Source organism: Streptomyces sp. NPDC096046, assembly GCF_040303285.1.
Taxonomy (GTDB): domain Bacteria; phylum Actinomycetota; class Actinomycetes; order Streptomycetales; family Streptomycetaceae; genus Streptomyces.
In genome coordinates this window covers 12,438-27,104 of the sequence record NZ_JBEOSZ010000053.1, presented here as the reverse complement: position 1 = coordinate 27,104, position 14,667 = coordinate 12,438, and the positions used below count along the sequence as shown (strand labels likewise).

Sequence of the window (14,667 nt, the reverse complement as noted above, 5' to 3'; positions counted from 1 at the left end):
CATGCACATACGCCGGGTCTCCTTCGACCACCCCGACGCCATGAAGCTGAACGACCAGGTCCAGGCCGAGTACGCCGTCCGCTACGGGGACGACGGCGACGCCACGCCCCTGGCCGCCGCGGACTTCGCCCCGCCGAACGGCGTCTACCTGATCGCGTACGACGAGCACGACACCCCCGTCGCCTCGGGCGGCTGGCGCGCCCAGGACGCCAACGACGAGGGCAACCTCGACGGCGACGCCGAGCTCAAGCGCATGTACGTGATCGACGGCATGCGGGGCCGGGGGCTGGCCCGCCGCATCCTGGCCGCCCTGGAGGAGGACGCCCGCGCGGCGGGCCGCGTCCGCATGGTCCTGGAGACCGGCACCAAGCAGCCGGAGGCCATAGCCCTGTACACGTCCAGCGGCTACGAGCCGTGCGCCAAGTTCGGCTACTACCGCTTCCACGACGCGAGCCGCTGCTTCGCGAAGCGGCTCTGATCCACCCGGCTGACAAGGGCTCAGCGGCAGCCGCGCCCGGGGCGCTTGTCCCCCCGGGCGGCCGAAGATCCGCGAAACGCCCTGTGGCACTGAACACACGTCAGAGCCCCGGTCGGGAATCCCGACCGGGGCTCTGAGCTGCGTGGACCTGAGGGGATTTGAACCCCTGGCCCCCTCGATGCGAACGAGGTGCGCTACCGGACTGCGCCACAGGCCCTTGCAACGAGTGAAACTTTAGCACCCCGATCGGCCTGCTTGGAAATCCGTTCCAGAGCGCCGGTCACCTGCGGCTTCGTGGCCCTACTCGTTGGCGGCCCGGGGGCGCTCGCCGTCCTCGTACTGATCGAAGAGGGGGGTGCGGCCGCGCTCCCGGGCCCGCCGGGCGGAGGCAGCGCGGCGAGCGTCGGTGCGGCCGTCGCCGTCGCCGTCGCCCGCCTCCTCCTGGGCGGGGTGCGCCGGCTCGCCCGGGTGGTCGGCGGCAGCGGAGTCGTCGTCCTCGTTCGGGGCGACGGTGCTCGACCTGGCCGAGCTCCAGGTGTCGGGGGCGCCGAGGTCGACGTCACTGGTGGCCCGCGGGGCCACCGGAGCCGTCACGTACGTCGGCAGGGGCACCGGCACCGGCTCCCAGCTGTCGCCGCCCTGACCGGGCCGCCGCTGCCGCTCGCGCTGCTGGTCGACCCACTCCGCGTGGTCGGTCTGCTCGACGAGGGCGCGCCGGTCCGCCGCGAGGGCCGACAGACCGGGCTCGGTCGCCGGCCCTGGTCCCTCCTCCGGTTCGTCGATCTCCTCGTCGGTGAGGGCACGCCGGCGGGGCTGGCGCTGGCGCTCCCGCAGGCGCTGGGCCGCGGCCTCGGCCATGCGGCGGTCCATCTGGTAGGTGAAGCGGCGCCGCTCCTGGGAGCGGAGGTAGGCGATGTAGACGCTGAGCATGACCGCGGGCACGCCGGGTGCCCACAGGAAGGCGAGTCCTCCCACGGCGGCGACGACCGCGCCGAGGGTGAAGGCGAGGAACAGCATGATGGTGGTGCGCCGGCGGCGCGCGAGCACCTTCGAGCGCCGGGCCCGCGCCGCGGCCGCCTGGTCCGCCTGCGCCGAGGCGCCGCGCCGGGCGGCGGAGACCCGCTCCCGGGGACGCCCGGTACGCGCCGCGTGGGGTGCGGGCGACGGGCGGGCCGGGGGTTCGGGCGCCGCCGGGCGGGCCGGCTGCTCGGGGACGGGCGACGGGACGGGTGCCTGGGTCTGCGGACGGGTCTTGGACACGGCGAAGGCCCGGACGTCCACCGAGTCGGTGACGGCGTCCAGGTCGTCGGCGCCCTGCTCCCCCTCGTCGGCGAAGCGGGCCCGCAGGTCCTTGGCGTACCGGCGCTCCATTCCCGCCCGTCCGGACAGCAGCCGGATGGCGGTGCTGAAGCGTTCCGTCGGACGGGCCTCGTTCAGCTCGTCCTGCCTACGGAGCCACATCGGCACCAAGTAGGCGGCCCAGGCCCCGACAATGACTGCGTAGATGAGGCCGCTGCTGCTCACGCCTCACACCGTAGAGGGGTTTGCGTGAGGCCATCTGCCAATTGAGCCGGTGTGTCGCACGATCTGGCTGATATTTCGAACTTTTCTTGTGACCGATGCGATCAGCAGACCGCCCAGGCCGGGAATTCATTGCCCGAGACGGTCACCGACCGATCAATTTCGAACACTTATTCAATTTCCGGGGTGGTGCCGCATTCCCGGATTGCTCTGCGTTCGTGCCCGGTGCCAGCGTCTCAGCAGCCCGTCCGGGACCTCTTCCGCCGTGAGCGCGAAGACGAGATGGTCCCGCCAGGCCCCGTCGATGTGGAGATAGCGCGGCCGCAGACCCTCCTCACGGAATCCGAGTTTTTCCACGACCCGGCGGCTGGGCCCGTTCTCCGGGCGAATGCACACCTCGACGCGATGCAGCCCGACAGCCCGGAAACAGTGGTCGACGACGAGCGCCACCGCCGTCGGCATCACCCCGCGGCCGGCCACCGACTCGTCCACCCAGTAGCCGACGTGCCCCGAGCACATCGAGCCCCAGGTGATCCCGGCGACCGTCAACTGCCCGACCAGCCGCCCCTCGTACTCGATGACGAAGGGCAGCATCCGGCCCGCGTTCGCCTCCGACCTCAGATGGCGGACCATCTGGCGGAAGGTCGGACGGTGTGCCATCGGCCCACCGGGCGTGGGCGGCGGGATCGTCGCCTCCCAGGGGCGCAGCCAGTCGCGGTTGCGCCGGTTGACCTCGCGCCACGCCCGCTGGTCGCGCAGCTTTATCGGCCGAAGGACGATGTCGCCGTCCACCAGCTCCACGGGCCACGAGGGGCTGTTCAGCTCGCACCCCCGCTGCCCGGTCCGGGATGGTCGCCGCCCCTGAGCTGTTCGACGGCATGCACGAGCAGCGGCTCCAGGACGGCGAGGCCGTCCTTCACGCCGCCGCTGGAGCCGGGCAGATTCACGATCAGTGTCCCGCCCGCCACTCCGGCCAGGCCCCGGGAGAGCGCCGCGGTGGGCACCTTCTCCCGGCCGAACGCCCTGATCGCCTCGGCGATGCCCGGCACCTCGTGGTCGATCACGCGGCGGGTGGCCTCGGGGGTGCGGTCGGTGGGCGAGATGCCCGTGCCGCCGGTGGTGACGATGACGTCGTAGCCGGCGTCCACGCCGGCGCGCAGGGCGGCCTCCACCGGGTCCCCGTCAGGGACGACCTGGGGGCCGTCGACCTCGAAGCCGAAGCCCTTCAGGCCGTCCGAGATCAGCGGGCCGCCCTTGTCCTCGTAGATCCCGGCGGCGGCCCGGTTCGAGGCCGTGACGACGAGAGCGCGATAGGTCATGCCCGGCTCCAGTCGCCCGACTTGCCGCCCGTCTTCTCCTCCACCCGTACGTCCGTGATGACCGCTCCCTTGTCGACCGCCTTGACCATGTCGATCACGGTGAGCGCGGCGACGGAGACCGCGGTGAGGGCTTCCATCTCGACACCCGTGCGGTCCGTCGTCCTCACGGTGGCCAGGATCTCCACGGCGTCGTCCGCGACCGACAGGTCCAGTTTCACACCGGACACCGACAACGGGTGGCAGAGCGGGATCAGATCGGGGGTGCGTTTGGCGCCCATGATCCCGGCGATCCGCGCGGTCGCGAGGGCGTCGCCCTTGGGGACGCCCTCGCCGCGCAGCAACTCGATCACGCGGGGCGAGACCAGAACGCGTCCGCTGGCGCGGGCGGTGCGCGCGGTCACGTCCTTCTCCGACACGTCGACCATGCGGGCGGCGCCCGCCTCGTCGATGTGCGTCAGCCGATCCGGCGTACGGCCCTCGTACGGGGGTGGGTCCTGCGTGCTCATGCTGTGTGGCGCTCCCGGTCCGGGCCCGTCGCGGTGCGGCGCACGGGCCTGTTGTGCGCGACACGGTACCCCCAACCAGCGCCTCTCAGCCGAGCAGGACCACCTCGACCTCGGTGCCGGGCTCGACGGAGACGGTGTCCTCGGGGACGGCGATCAGGGCGTCCGCGTGGGCGAGGGCCGCGATCAGATGGGATCCGGCGCCGCCCACCGGGGTGACCTTGCCGTCGGCGTACGTGCCGCGCAGGAACTGGCGGCGGCCCTTCGGGGAGGTCAACGCCCGGTCGGCCGTCAGGGTCGCCCGCACCGTGGGGCGGTGGACGTCCTTCAGCCCCATGAGGGTGCGGATCGCGGGGCGGACGAACAGTTCGAAGGAGACGTACGACGAGACCGGGTTGCCGGGCAGGGCCAGCAGCGGGGTGTGGTCGGGGCCGATGGAGCCGAAGCCCTGGGGCTTGCCGGGCTGCATGGCGAGCTTGCGGAAGTCGATGCCGCTGCCGGCCTCGTCCTCGTCGCCGACGTGGGAGAGGGCCTCCTTGACGACGTCGTACGCCCCGACGCTCACGCCGCCCGTGGTGACCATCAGGTCGGCGCGGACCAGCTGGTCCTCGATGGTGGAGCGCAGGATCTCGGCGTCGTCGGCGACGGCGCCCACGCGGTAGGCGATGGCGCCGGCGTCGCGGGCGGCGGCGGTGAGGGCGAAGCTGTTGGAGTCGTAGATCTGGCCGGTGCCCAGGTCCGTGTCCGGCTGGACGAGTTCGCTGCCGGTGGAGACCACCACCACGCGCGGGCGCGGGCGTACGCGGACGGTGCCGCGGCCGATCGCGGCGAGCAGGGCGATCTGGGGCGGGCCGAGGATCGCGCCGGCCTCCAGGGCGCGGTCACCGGCCTTCACGTCGCTGCCCTTCGCGCGTACGTGCGCGCGAGCCTCGGCCGGGCGGTACACGTGCACGTGCCCCATGGCGCCCTCGGGGCCCAGGCTGCGGGCGCGCATGCCGTGCACCGGGCCCTCGCCGAGCCCGCCGTCGGTCCACTCGACGGGCACGACCGTCTCGGCGCCGGGCGGCAGCGGGGCGCCGGTCATGATGCGGGCGGCCTGGCCGGGGCCCACGGGGAGCAGTTCGGCCTGGCCCGCGGCGACGTCCCCGACGACCTCCAGGGCCGCCGGGAACTCCTCGCTCGCGCCCGCCACGTCCGCGACCCGTACCGCGTAGCCGTCCATCGCGCTGTTGTCGAAGGGCGGCAGGGACACCGGCACCGTGATGTCCTCGACGAGGGCGCAGCCCTGGGCGTCGAGCAGGTTCAGCTCGATGGGTTCCAGGGGCCGGACGGTGGCGAGGATGTCCTCCAGGTGCTCGTCCACCGACCACAGGTGGTCGGGGCCCGAGTGGTCCTGGCCGGTGACGCGGGGCGCGGCGCTGCTCAACGTGCTACATCTCCTCGGCTACGTAACTGCGAAGCCAGGTCCGGAAGTCCGGGCCCAGGTCTTCACGTTCGCATGCGAGTCGGACAATGGCACGCAGGTAGTCCCCGCGGTCGCCGGTGTCATAGCGGCGGCCCTTGAAGACGACGCCGTGCACGGGGCCGCCGATCTTCTCGTCCTCGGCGAGCTGCTGGAGGGCGTCGGTGAGCTGGATCTCGCCGCCGCGGCCCGGCTCGGTCCGGCGCAGTATCCCGAAGATGTGCGGGTCGAGGACGTAGCGGCCGATGATGGCGTAGTTGGACGGGGCGTCGGCCGGCTCGGGCTTCTCGACGAGACCGCTGATCCGGACGACGTCGCTGTCCTCGGTGGTCTCCACGGCGGCGCAGCCGTAGAGGTGGATCTGCTCGGGGGCGACCTCCATGAGGGCGATGACGCTGCCGCCGCGCTGCTCCTGGACCTCGACCATGCGCCGCAGCAGCGGGTCGCGGGGGTCGATGAGGTCGTCGCCGAGGAGGACCGCGAAGGGCTCCTCCCCCACGTGCGGGGCGGCGCACAGGACGGCGTGGCCGAGGCCCCTGGGGTCGCCCTGGCGCACGTAGTGCATGGTCGCGAGGTCGCTGGACTCCTGCACCTTGGCGAGACGGCTGGCGTCGCCCTTCTTCTGCAGGGCGGATTCCAGCTCGTAGTTGCGGTCGAAGTGGTCCTCGAGGGGGCGCTTGTTACGGCCCGTCACCATGAGGACGTCGTCGAGACCCGCCGCGACGGCCTCCTCGACCACGTACTGGATCGCGGGCTTGTCCACGACCGGCAGCATCTCCTTGGGAGTGGCTTTGGTGGCCGGCAGAAACCGGGTGCCGAGGCCTGCTGCGGGAATGACAGCCTTGCTGATCCGAGGGTGCGACTGAGTCATGTCCGCCACCCTAACCGGTGCCTTTGGATGGAATCTGCGGCTCCGGTTCATAGACGCTCATATGAGCGTATTGCAACAGTACGGGAGCAACCATTGAGGCCTATCGCACGTCCGGGCGAGCCTGACAAGCGGAGTTTGCGGCGCGAGATCCTCGCGGTGAGAAGCAGGTTGACGGCGGGTGACCTGCGGGAATCGTCGGCCGCGCTGGCCGGGCGGGCGCTGGAGCTGCCCGAGTTGGCGCGAGCCCGGGCGGTGGCGGCGTACGTCTCGGTGGGGAGTGAACCCGGCACGGTCGCGCTCCTGGACACGCTGCGCGCCCGGGGCGTGCGCGTGCTGCTGCCGGCCCTGCTGCCCGACAACGACCTCGACTGGGGCGAGTACGAGGGAGAGGGCGCGCTCGCGCGTGTCCGGCACGGTGGCCGCATGGCCCTGTTCGAGCCCGCGGGCGAGCGCCTCGGGCCGGACGCCGTGACCACCGCCGACGCCGTACTGCTGCCGGGACTCGCCGTCGACGCGCGGGGGATGCGGCTCGGGCGGGGCGGCGGCTCCTACGACCGGGTCCTGGCACGGCTGGAGCGGGCGGGCGCCCACCCCGCCCTGGTGGTGCTGCTGTACGACTCCGAGGTCGTCGAGCACGTCCCGGAGGAGGCGCACGACCGGCCCGTGCACGCGGTGGTGACACCGTCGGGGGTGCGACGGTTCCGGCAGGAGTCCTGACGCGAAAGGGCCCTCCACGCGTGGAGGGCCCTACGGCTGCCGGTGTCAGCGGCTCACGGTCTGAGCACCAGCTTGTCGGCCGTGCTCTTCTCGACCGCCTGGTCCGAGAACGACCAGGGCAGCAGTTCGCCGTCGGCCCACTTGTCGGTCTGGTCGACGTAGTGGGCGTTGTAGGCGTGTCCGGAGGCGCCGGTGAGGTTGATCCAGCGGGACTTGTCGAGGTCGCCGAGGTTCACCACCATCCGCATGGACGGCACCCACACCACCCCGTAACCGCCGGCCGCGTTCCAGCCGGTCGCGTTGACCGTGGCCTCGCCGCCGCCGAGCTGCCAGGGGCCGCGGTTGAGGGCGTACCGGATGAATTCGGGGCCCGCGGTGCCGAGGGTCTGGTTCTTCAGGAACAGGCGGTGCAACCGGCCCCAGCTCCAGGTGTCGATGTCCTTGCCGAGCTTGGCGGTCAGCTCCCAGCGTGCGTCGATCATGGCCCGCTTGAAGAGGTCGTCGCGGTTGTCGGCGCCGGGACGGCTCTTGCTCACCTCGGGCGTCTTCCACCAGTCGCTGTCGGGCTGGCTCATGAGCCCCCGGACCACCTCGAACCAGCGGTCGCCGCCGTCCGGCTGCGCCCGCTCGGGGTCGCGCTGACCGCACTCGCGGACCTTGTCGGCCTCGTCGGCGGGGCCGGTGGTGTTGACCGGCTCGACCCACAGGCACTGGCCCCTGGGACGCAGCTCCTTGGGCAGCTTGTTACCGAAGGCGAGCTTGAGGATGTTGCGCCAGACGGCGTTGAAGTAGGCCGCTGCCGCCGAGTCGGCGTCCTGGGTGTAGTCCCAGCCCTCGAGGAGCTTCTGCGCCTCGCGGACGTCCTTGTTCCCGGGGTCGATCTTCAGCAGCGTGGGCACCAGCAGCCGGGCGATCTCGCTGCTGTTGTCCAGCTGCATCTGGCGCATGTCTTCCGTGGAGATCTTGCCGCCGTCCTTGATCTTCGACTGGATCAGGTCGGTGATCCGCTGGCTGCGCGCGCCGTAGCCCCAGTCCGAGGTGAGCGTGTACGGGTACTTGTCCGAGTCGATCACGGCCTGGTTGGCGGTGACGATGTAGTCGCGGTCCGGGTTGTACTCGTAGGGCAGCGCGCCCTGCGGGATGTAGCCGGTCCAGCGGTACTTCGGGTCCCAGCCGGGCGCCGGGATGGAGCCGTTGTCGCTCTCCTCGCGCAGGGGGATCTTCCCCGGGAGCGTGTAGCCGATGTTGTTCTCGGTGTCGGCGTAGATCAGATTCTGCGAAGGCACCTCGAACTGCGCGGCGGCCTTGCGGAAGTCGGTCCAGTCCTTCGCCCTGTTCATGGCGAAGACGGCGTCCATGGTGGTGCCGGGCTGCAGCGCGGTCCAGCGCAGCGCGACGCCGTAGCCGTCGCCCCGGTCGGGTGCGGCGGTGTCGACGGTGGCCTTCTTGCCGACCTTCACGAGCTCCTCGTCGCGGTCGGACAGCAGGGGCCCGTTGTTGGTCCCGCGGACGACGATCTTCTTCGGCTCGCCGCCGGCGACCTTGATGGTCTCCTCGCGGGTCTCGAAGGGCTTGACCTTGCCGTCGAAGAGGTAGCCGTTGCCGGTGATCTTCTCCAGGTAGAGATCCGTGACGTCGACGCCGGAGTTGGTCATGCCCCAGGCGATGTCCTGGTTGTGACCGATTATCACGCCCGGCATGCCGGCGAAGGTGTAGCCGCTGACGTCGTACTGGCACGCGCTGGAGACGCTGCGGCAGTGCAGGCCCATCTGGTACCAGACCGACGGCAGGGACGGCGACAGGTGCGGGTCGTTGGCCAGCAGCGGCTTGCCGGTGATGGTGTACTTCCCGCCCACGACCCAGGAGTTGGAGCCGATGCCGTCGCCGTTCACACCGACGGCCGGCGGGAGGTCGTCCAGCACGCGGGTCAGGCCGCCGAGCTGGCTGTCCAGGCCCGCGGTGCCCGAGGCTCCGGCGGCGGTGCCGCTCGCGCCGGCCGTACCGGACGCGCCCGAGGCGGCGCCCGACGTACCGGAGCCGCCGGACGCCGTGCCCGCGGTGCCGGTGGAGGTGCCGCCGGTCCCGCTCGTGCCGGACGTGCCGCCCTGTTCGAACGCCTGGGTCAGCTCGTTGTACTGGCCCTCCTGGACGATGGCCTTGTTGCGGCTGTACGGGTACCGCGGGTACAGGTCGGCGATCTGCTTCGGGCCGAGGCGGCTGGTGAGCAGGGCGCGGTCGATCTCGTCCTGCATGTTGCCGCGCAGGTCCCAGGCCATCGCCTTCAGCCAGGAGATCGAGTCGACCGGGGTCCACTTCTGCGGCTTGTAGTCGTTGGTGAAGCCCAGCGCCGCGTACTCCAGGGAGATGTCCTCGCCGTCCTTGCCCTGGAGGTAGGAGTTGACTCCCTCCGCGTAGGCCCGGAGGTACTTCTTCGTGGTGGCCGACAGCTTGGTGTCGTACTCCTGCTTGGCGACCCGGTCCCAGCCGAGGGTGCGCAGGAACTCGTCGTTGTCGACCTGACTCGTGCCGAACATCTCCGACAGCCGTCCCGAGGCCATGTGGCGGCGGACGTCCATCTCGTAGAACCGGTCCTGCGCCTGGACGTAGCCCTGCGCCATGAACAGGTCCGCGTCCGAGGAGGCGTAGATCTGCGGGACGCCGTAGTCGTCGCGTTTGACCTCGACGGGACCCGAGAGGCCCTTCAGGGTGAGGGTGCCCTTGGTCTGCGGGAAGGAGGCCCGGACGGTACTGATGGACCAGTACGACCCGTAGGCCACGCCCCCGATGAGGGCCAGCACCAGGACGAGCACGAAAAGGCGGGCTTTGCGCCCCTTTCTCCTGCCGGACTTGCCGGGCTGCTGACCCGTGGAGGCGGTGGTGTTGGGGGGCATCGCTGTCCTTGCTGTCCTAACGCGAGCGGCAGGTTCGGCTGTGCTTTTAACTGAGCGCTGGAGCAACGATAGGCGCAGGGCCTTGCGCCCCTTGACGCGGAGTCGGGAACCGGCACGGACGGACGTTCGATCTTGCCCCAGGAAGTGTCAAGAAATCGTCAAGAGTTAGGTAAGGTAACGAAGTAGTTGGCGCGACGCGCCACAGCTTCATGTGCGATGTACGTGAGCCCACGCGCGCGTGCGTGCGGGCCAGGGAAGGATTCGGCCGCTGACTGTTCACCACCTCAACCAGCTCCTGCTCGTCTGCTCGCTCGTCCTGCTCATCGCCGTCGCAGCGGTACGGATCTCCTCGCGCAGCGGGCTCCCCAGCCTGCTCGTGTACCTGGGGATCGGCGTCGCCATGGGCCAGGACGGCGTGGGCGACATCCACTTCGACAACGCCGAACTGACCCAGGTCATCGGATACGCGGCCCTGGTCGTGATCCTGGCCGAGGGCGGTCTGGGCACGAAGTGGAAGGAGATCAAGCCGGTCCTGCCGTCGGCCTCCGTGCTGGCGCTGGCCGGTGTCGCGGTGAGCGTCGGGGTCACGGCGTCGGCCGCGCACTATCTGATCGGGCTGGAGTGGCGGCAGGCGCTGATCATCGGGGCGGTCGTCTCCTCGACCGACGCGGCGGCCGTGTTCTCCGTGCTGCGCAAGATCCCCCTGCCCGCGCGCGTGACGGGCACGCTGGAGGCGGAGTCCGGCTTCAACGACGCCCCGGTGGTCATCCTCGTGGTGTCCCTGTCCACGGCGGGCCCGGTCGAGCAGTGGTACGGGCTGCTGGGCGTGATCCTGCTGGAGCTGGCCATCGGCGCGGCCATCGGGCTCGCGGTGGGCTGGCTGGGCTCCCTGGGGCTCAGGCACGTGGCGCTGCCCGCCTCCGGCCTCTACCCGATCGCCGTCATGGCGATCGCCGTGGTGGCGTACGCGGCGGGGGCGCTGGCCCACGGCAGCGGCTTCCTCGCGGTGTACCTCGCCGCGATGGTGATGGGCAACGCCCGGCTGCCGCACTGGCCGGCCACCCGCGGCTTCGCCGACGGCCTCGGCTGGATGGCCCAGATCGGCATGTTCGTCCTGCTCGGGCTCCTGGTCACCCCGCACGAGCTGGGCGACACCATCGTGCCCGCCCTCGTGATCGGGCTGGTGCTGACCATGGTGGCGCGGCCGCTGAGCGTGATCCTGTGCCTGTCGCCGTTCCGGGTGCCGTGGCAGGAGCAGACCCTGATGTCCTGGGCGGGGCTGCGCGGAGCCGTGCCCATCATCCTGGCGACCATCCCGATGGTGGAGGGCGTCGACGCCAGCCGCCGGATCTTCAACATCGTCTTCGTGCTGGTCGTCGTCTACACCCTGGTCCAGGGCCCGACGCTGCCCTGGCTGGGCCGCAAGCTGCGCCTAGGGGACGGCTCGGAGGCCGCCGACCTCGGCATCGAGTCGGCGCCACTGGAGCGGCTGCGCGGGCATCTGCTGTCCGTGGCGATCCCCCACGGATCGAAGATGCACGGCGTGGAGGTGGGCGAACTGCGGCTGCCGCACGGCGCCGCCGTGACACTCATCGTGCGCGCGGGCGAATCCTTCGTCCCGCTGCCGACGACGATATTGCAGCGGGAGGACGAACTGCTCGTCATCGCCACGGACCCCGTCCGGGACGCCACCGAGAAACGGCTGCGGGCCGTGGGGCGCGGCGGCAAGCTGGCCGGCTGGCTGGGGACGGACGGGGTGAGCCGGTGAGGGGCCGGTGAGGGACATTTCGCACCGTTTGTGATGTACAGAGTGAGCACGCCCATGGTGCTCACTTTCACAGGCGTGCGAGCCCTTGATCCCTGTACGATGAAGGCGTTACCCAGATCGAACCAACTCTGCCTGACGCAGAGCTGGCGCGACCGTATGGCGGTCGGGACACCCCTCCTCACCGGGCCCCGGCATCTACCGCAGTTCCGCGCAAGAGGACAGCTCTCGGCGCCGCCCATGACGGGGCCGCGCTACCAGGCGGCAGAAAGGCACGGGCCGTGGCGTCCACGGTCACCTCGAAGGCGTCGGAGAACCCGTCGGCTTCCGCCCGCCCGGGATACGGCCGGCTGCTGCGCACCCGCGGCGCCTGGACGTTCCTGCTCCCCGGTTTCGCGGCACGCCAGCCGTTCGCGATGCTGACCCTCTCCATCGTGCTGCTGGTGCAGCACACCACCGGCTCGTACGGAGCGGCGGGCGCCGCCGCGGCCGTCACCGGTGTCTCCATGGCCCTGTTCGCGCCCTACAGCGGCCGCCTCGCCGACCGCTACGGGCAGCGGATCGTGCTGATCCCCGGAGTGCTGCTGCACGCGCTGTCCGGGCTGACGCTCACCGCGCTCGCGCTGCTGGACGCGCCCCTGTGGGCGGTGTTCGCGGCGGCCGTGCCGACCGGCGCCTCGGTGCCGCAGGTCGGCCCGATGGTGCGGGCCCGCTGGGGCGTGAAGCTCAAGGACTCGCCGCTGATGACCACCGCGGCGGCCTTCGAGTCCGTCACCGACGAACTGACCTTCGTGGTCGGACCGCTGCTGGCCACCGCCCTGTGCACGGCCGTCGACCCGGCCGCCGGACTCGTCACCGAGGCCTCGCTGACCCTGGTCGGCGGTCTGCTGTTCGCCGCGCAGAAGAGCACCCAGCCCTCGGTCACCCCGAGCGGGCACGCGCGCGTGGAGCACGTTTCGGCCCTGCGCGTCCCCGGGGTGCGCGTGCTGATCGTGACCTTCCTGGGCATCGGCACCGTCTTCGGCGGCATGCAGGTGTCGCTGGCCGCGTTCACCGAGTCGATCGGCGAGCCGGGTCTGAACGGCGTCCTCTACGGCGTCTTCGCCGCGGGCAACATGCTCTCCGGCGTGGTCTGCGGCGCCATCGCCTGGAAGGCGGCCCCGCAGCGCCGCCTGGTCGTCGGCTACACGGCGCTCGCCCTCACCGCCTCGGGCCTGTGGGCCGCCCACTCGGTACCGGTCCTCGCCGGCCTCGGCCTGCTGGTCGGCATGTGCATCGCGCCCGCCCTGATCACCGGCTACACCCTGGTCGAGAGCCTGGTCGCGGCCGGTGCCCGCACCGAGGCCTTCACCTGGCTGACCGGAGCGGTCGCGCTCGGCCAGGCCGCCGCCGTCACCGCGGCCGGACAGCTGGAGGACCGGTTCTGGTCGGGCGCCGGTTTCCTGGTGCCCATGGGCGGCACGGTGCTGGCCCTGGTGACCCTCCTGGCCCTGCGTTCCCGGCTCGCGGCGCGGGGCAACGGCCGGACCGTCGCACGTGGCGTGGGTCACCGCGTGCCGGTGTCAGTGGACTGAGCGGCCGGAATACGTCACTATGGATCGTCGTTAGCACTCATCGAGTGAGAGTGCCAGGAGGAAGACAGTGCCCACCTATCAGTACCAGTGCACCGCGTGCGGCGAAGGCCTCGAGGCGGTGCAGAAGTTCACCGACGACGCCCTCACCGAGTGCCCCCAGTGCGAGGGCCGCCTGAAGAAGGTGTTCTCGGCGGTCGGCATTGTCTTCAAGGGCTCCGGCTTCTACCGGAACGACAGCCGCGGCTCCTCGTCGAGCAGCTCCCCGGCGAAGTCGTCGAGCGGCGGATCTTCCGGCTCGTCGTCCTCGGACTCCGGCTCGTCGAGCTCCGGTTCGAGCACGTCGTCGAGCACCGGCAGCTCCTCCAGCAGCAGCACCACCGCCGCGTAAGGCCTGATTCTTACGGAACCCTGTCGCCCTCCGGGCGACGGGGTCCTCGGTGTTTGCGCGGGCGGTTAGGGTGCGGGCATGGTGAACAAGGCGAACGTGACGGACAGGGGTGGCGCCGGGATCGGCGTCATCGGCGGCTCGGGGTTCTACTCCTTCCTCGACGACGTGACCGAGATCCAGGTCGACACCCCGTACGGGCCGCCGAGCGACTCGCTGTTCCTCGGTGAGGTCGCCGGCCGGCGGGTCGCCTTCCTCCCGCGGCACGGACGCGGCCACCACCTGCCGCCGCACCGCATCAACTACCGGGCCAACCTGTGGGCGCTGCGCTCGGTCGGCGTGCGCCAGGTCCTCGCCCCCTGCGCCGTGGGCGGTCTGCGCCCCGAGTACGGACCGGGCACGCTGCTCGTGCCGGACCAGCTGGTCGACCGCACCAAGTCCCGCGCGGGCACCTATTTCGACGGCCTGCCGCTGCCCGACGGCTCGGTGCCGAACGTGGTGCACGTATCGCTGGCCGACCCCTACTGCCCCGCCGGGCGGGCCGTCGCACTGAAGGCGGCACACGGCCGGGACTGGGAACCGGTGGACGGCGGCACGCTGGTCGTCGTCGAGGGGCCGCGCTTCTCGACCCGTGCCGAATCGTTGTGGCACCAGGCTCAGGGCTGGTCGGTCGTGGGCATGACCGGCCATCCCGAGGCGGCGCTCGCCCGTGAGCTGGAGCTCTGCTACACGTCCCTGAGCCTGGTCACCGACCTCGACGCGGGTGCGGAGACCGGGCAGGGCGTCTCGCACGACGAGGTGCTGCGGGTGTTCGCGGCGAACGTGGACCGGCTTCGCGGCGTGCTGTTCGACGCGGTGGCCGGGTTGCCCGGCGAGGGCGAGCGGGACTGCCTGTGCGTGGGTGCGCTGGGCGGCATGGATCCGGGATTCGCGCTGCCGTAGGGGTTCGCATCACCGGACGAACGTCGAGGCGGGTGCCCGCGCGGGACCTGGAAGCCGCCGTTCGGGTGAGGGAGTCACCACCCGGCCCCCGCCTGCCACAAACCGTGCGGGTGCCCACGCAAGACCCGAAAGCCACCGTTCAGGTGAGGGAGTCACCACCCGGCCCCCGCCTGCCACAAACCGTGCGGGTGCCCACGCAAGACCCGAAAGCCACCGTTCAGGTGAGGGAGTCACCACCC

General features: G+C 71.2%; 13 protein-coding genes and 1 tRNA gene. 6 read left to right on the top strand and 8 right to left on the bottom strand.

The features are described from left to right. Position 1: 1 nt before the first annotated feature. Positions 2 to 478 (top strand): GNAT family N-acetyltransferase, encoded by a 477-nt coding sequence (locus ABTX62_RS32280; protein ID WP_352119488.1) that lies wholly within the window; start codon positions 2 to 4, stop codon positions 476 to 478. A gap of 143 nt (positions 479 to 621) precedes the next feature. Here the strand turns inward: ABTX62_RS32280 and ABTX62_RS32275 are convergent. The 7 genes from ABTX62_RS32275 to galU form a co-directional block, all read right to left on the bottom strand. Continuing rightward, positions 622 to 695: transfer RNA gene (locus tag ABTX62_RS32275), tRNA-Ala, on the bottom strand. 83 nt (positions 696 to 778) lie between these two features. Further along, positions 779 to 2,002: a divisome protein SepX/GlpR gene (gene sepX / locus ABTX62_RS32270; protein WP_352119487.1), complete on the bottom strand. Its 1,224-nt coding sequence runs from the start codon at positions 2,000 to 2,002 to the stop codon at positions 779 to 781. Positions 2,003 to 2,173: 171 nt separating this feature from the next. Further along, positions 2,174 to 2,794, bottom strand: coding sequence for a GNAT family N-acetyltransferase (locus ABTX62_RS32265; RefSeq protein ID WP_352119506.1), 621 nt, complete (start codon positions 2,792 to 2,794; stop codon positions 2,174 to 2,176). Positions 2,795 to 2,817: 23 nt separating this feature from the next. Then, on the bottom strand, positions 2,818 to 3,318 hold the full coding sequence (locus ABTX62_RS32260) for a MogA/MoaB family molybdenum cofactor biosynthesis protein (protein ID WP_352119486.1): 501 nt from the start codon (positions 3,316 to 3,318) through the stop codon (positions 2,818 to 2,820). Then, positions 3,315 to 3,824 (bottom strand): cyclic pyranopterin monophosphate synthase MoaC, encoded by a 510-nt coding sequence (moaC, locus tag ABTX62_RS32255; RefSeq protein ID WP_352119485.1) that lies wholly within the window; start codon positions 3,822 to 3,824, stop codon positions 3,315 to 3,317. Before moaC ends, ABTX62_RS32260 begins: the two co-directional genes overlap by 4 nt. Before the next feature lie 85 nt (positions 3,825 to 3,909). Continuing rightward, positions 3,910 to 5,247 (bottom strand): molybdotransferase-like divisome protein Glp, encoded by a 1,338-nt coding sequence (glp, locus tag ABTX62_RS32250; protein ID WP_352119484.1) that lies wholly within the window; start codon positions 5,245 to 5,247, stop codon positions 3,910 to 3,912. A 4-nt stretch (positions 5,248 to 5,251) separates the two neighbouring features. Continuing rightward, complete coding sequence (galU, locus tag ABTX62_RS32245; protein ID WP_352119483.1) at positions 5,252 to 6,154, bottom strand: UTP--glucose-1-phosphate uridylyltransferase GalU; 903 nt, start codon at positions 6,152 to 6,154, stop codon at positions 5,252 to 5,254. 168 nt (positions 6,155 to 6,322) lie between these two features. Between galU and ABTX62_RS32240 the strand changes: the two genes are divergently transcribed. After that, positions 6,323 to 6,871 carry a 5-formyltetrahydrofolate cyclo-ligase gene (locus tag ABTX62_RS32240; RefSeq protein ID WP_502998054.1) on the top strand — a complete coding sequence of 183 codons (549 nt, stop codon included), beginning with the start codon at positions 6,323 to 6,325 and terminating at the stop codon, positions 6,869 to 6,871. Between the two features lie 53 nt (positions 6,872 to 6,924). Here ABTX62_RS32240 and ABTX62_RS32235 read toward each other — a convergent pair whose 3' ends face one another. Then, entirely contained in the window at positions 6,925 to 9,762 is a 2,838-nt protein-coding gene (locus ABTX62_RS32235; protein ID WP_352119481.1) for a penicillin acylase family protein, read from the bottom strand. 238 nt (positions 9,763 to 10,000) lie between these two features. Between ABTX62_RS32235 and ABTX62_RS32230 the strand changes: the two genes are divergently transcribed. The 4 genes from ABTX62_RS32230 to ABTX62_RS32215 all read left to right on the top strand — a co-directional run bounded on the left by ABTX62_RS32230 (position 10,001) and on the right by ABTX62_RS32215 (position 14,428). Continuing rightward, on the top strand, positions 10,001 to 11,530 hold the full coding sequence (locus ABTX62_RS32230) for a potassium/proton antiporter (protein WP_352119480.1): 1,530 nt from the start codon (positions 10,001 to 10,003) through the stop codon (positions 11,528 to 11,530). A 278-nt stretch (positions 11,531 to 11,808) separates the two neighbouring features. Next, the gene (locus ABTX62_RS32225) at positions 11,809 to 13,101 is read left to right on the top strand and encodes an MFS transporter (RefSeq protein WP_352119479.1); all 1,293 of its coding nucleotides are present in this window, start codon (positions 11,809 to 11,811) and stop codon (positions 13,099 to 13,101) included. Between the two features lie 67 nt (positions 13,102 to 13,168). Next, a complete protein-coding gene (locus ABTX62_RS32220) occupies positions 13,169 to 13,489 on the top strand; it encodes an FmdB family zinc ribbon protein (protein ID WP_352119478.1) in 321 nt (106 codons plus the stop codon). Between the two features lie 78 nt (positions 13,490 to 13,567). Further along, complete coding sequence (locus ABTX62_RS32215; protein WP_352119477.1) at positions 13,568 to 14,428, top strand: S-methyl-5'-thioadenosine phosphorylase; 861 nt, start codon at positions 13,568 to 13,570, stop codon at positions 14,426 to 14,428. Positions 14,429 to 14,667: the final 239 nt, after the last annotated feature.

Coding starts and splice junctions, on each gene's coding strand:
- moaC (WP_352119485.1), bottom strand. CDS start 3,824: ATGAGCACGCAGGACCCACCCCCGTACGAGGGCCGTACGCCGGATCGG.
- ABTX62_RS32235 (WP_352119481.1), bottom strand. CDS start 9,762: ATGCCCCCCAACACCACCGCCTCCACGGGTCAGCAGCCCGGCAAGTCC.
- galU (WP_352119483.1), bottom strand. CDS start 6,154: ATGACTCAGTCGCACCCTCGGATCAGCAAGGCTGTCATTCCCGCAGCA.
- ABTX62_RS32280 (WP_352119488.1), top strand. CDS start 2: ATGCACATACGCCGGGTCTCCTTCGACCACCCCGACGCCATGAAGCTG.
- ABTX62_RS32215 (WP_352119477.1), top strand. CDS start 13,568: ATGGTGAACAAGGCGAACGTGACGGACAGGGGTGGCGCCGGGATCGGC.
- ABTX62_RS32260 (WP_352119486.1), bottom strand. CDS start 3,318: ATGACCTATCGCGCTCTCGTCGTCACGGCCTCGAACCGGGCCGCCGCC.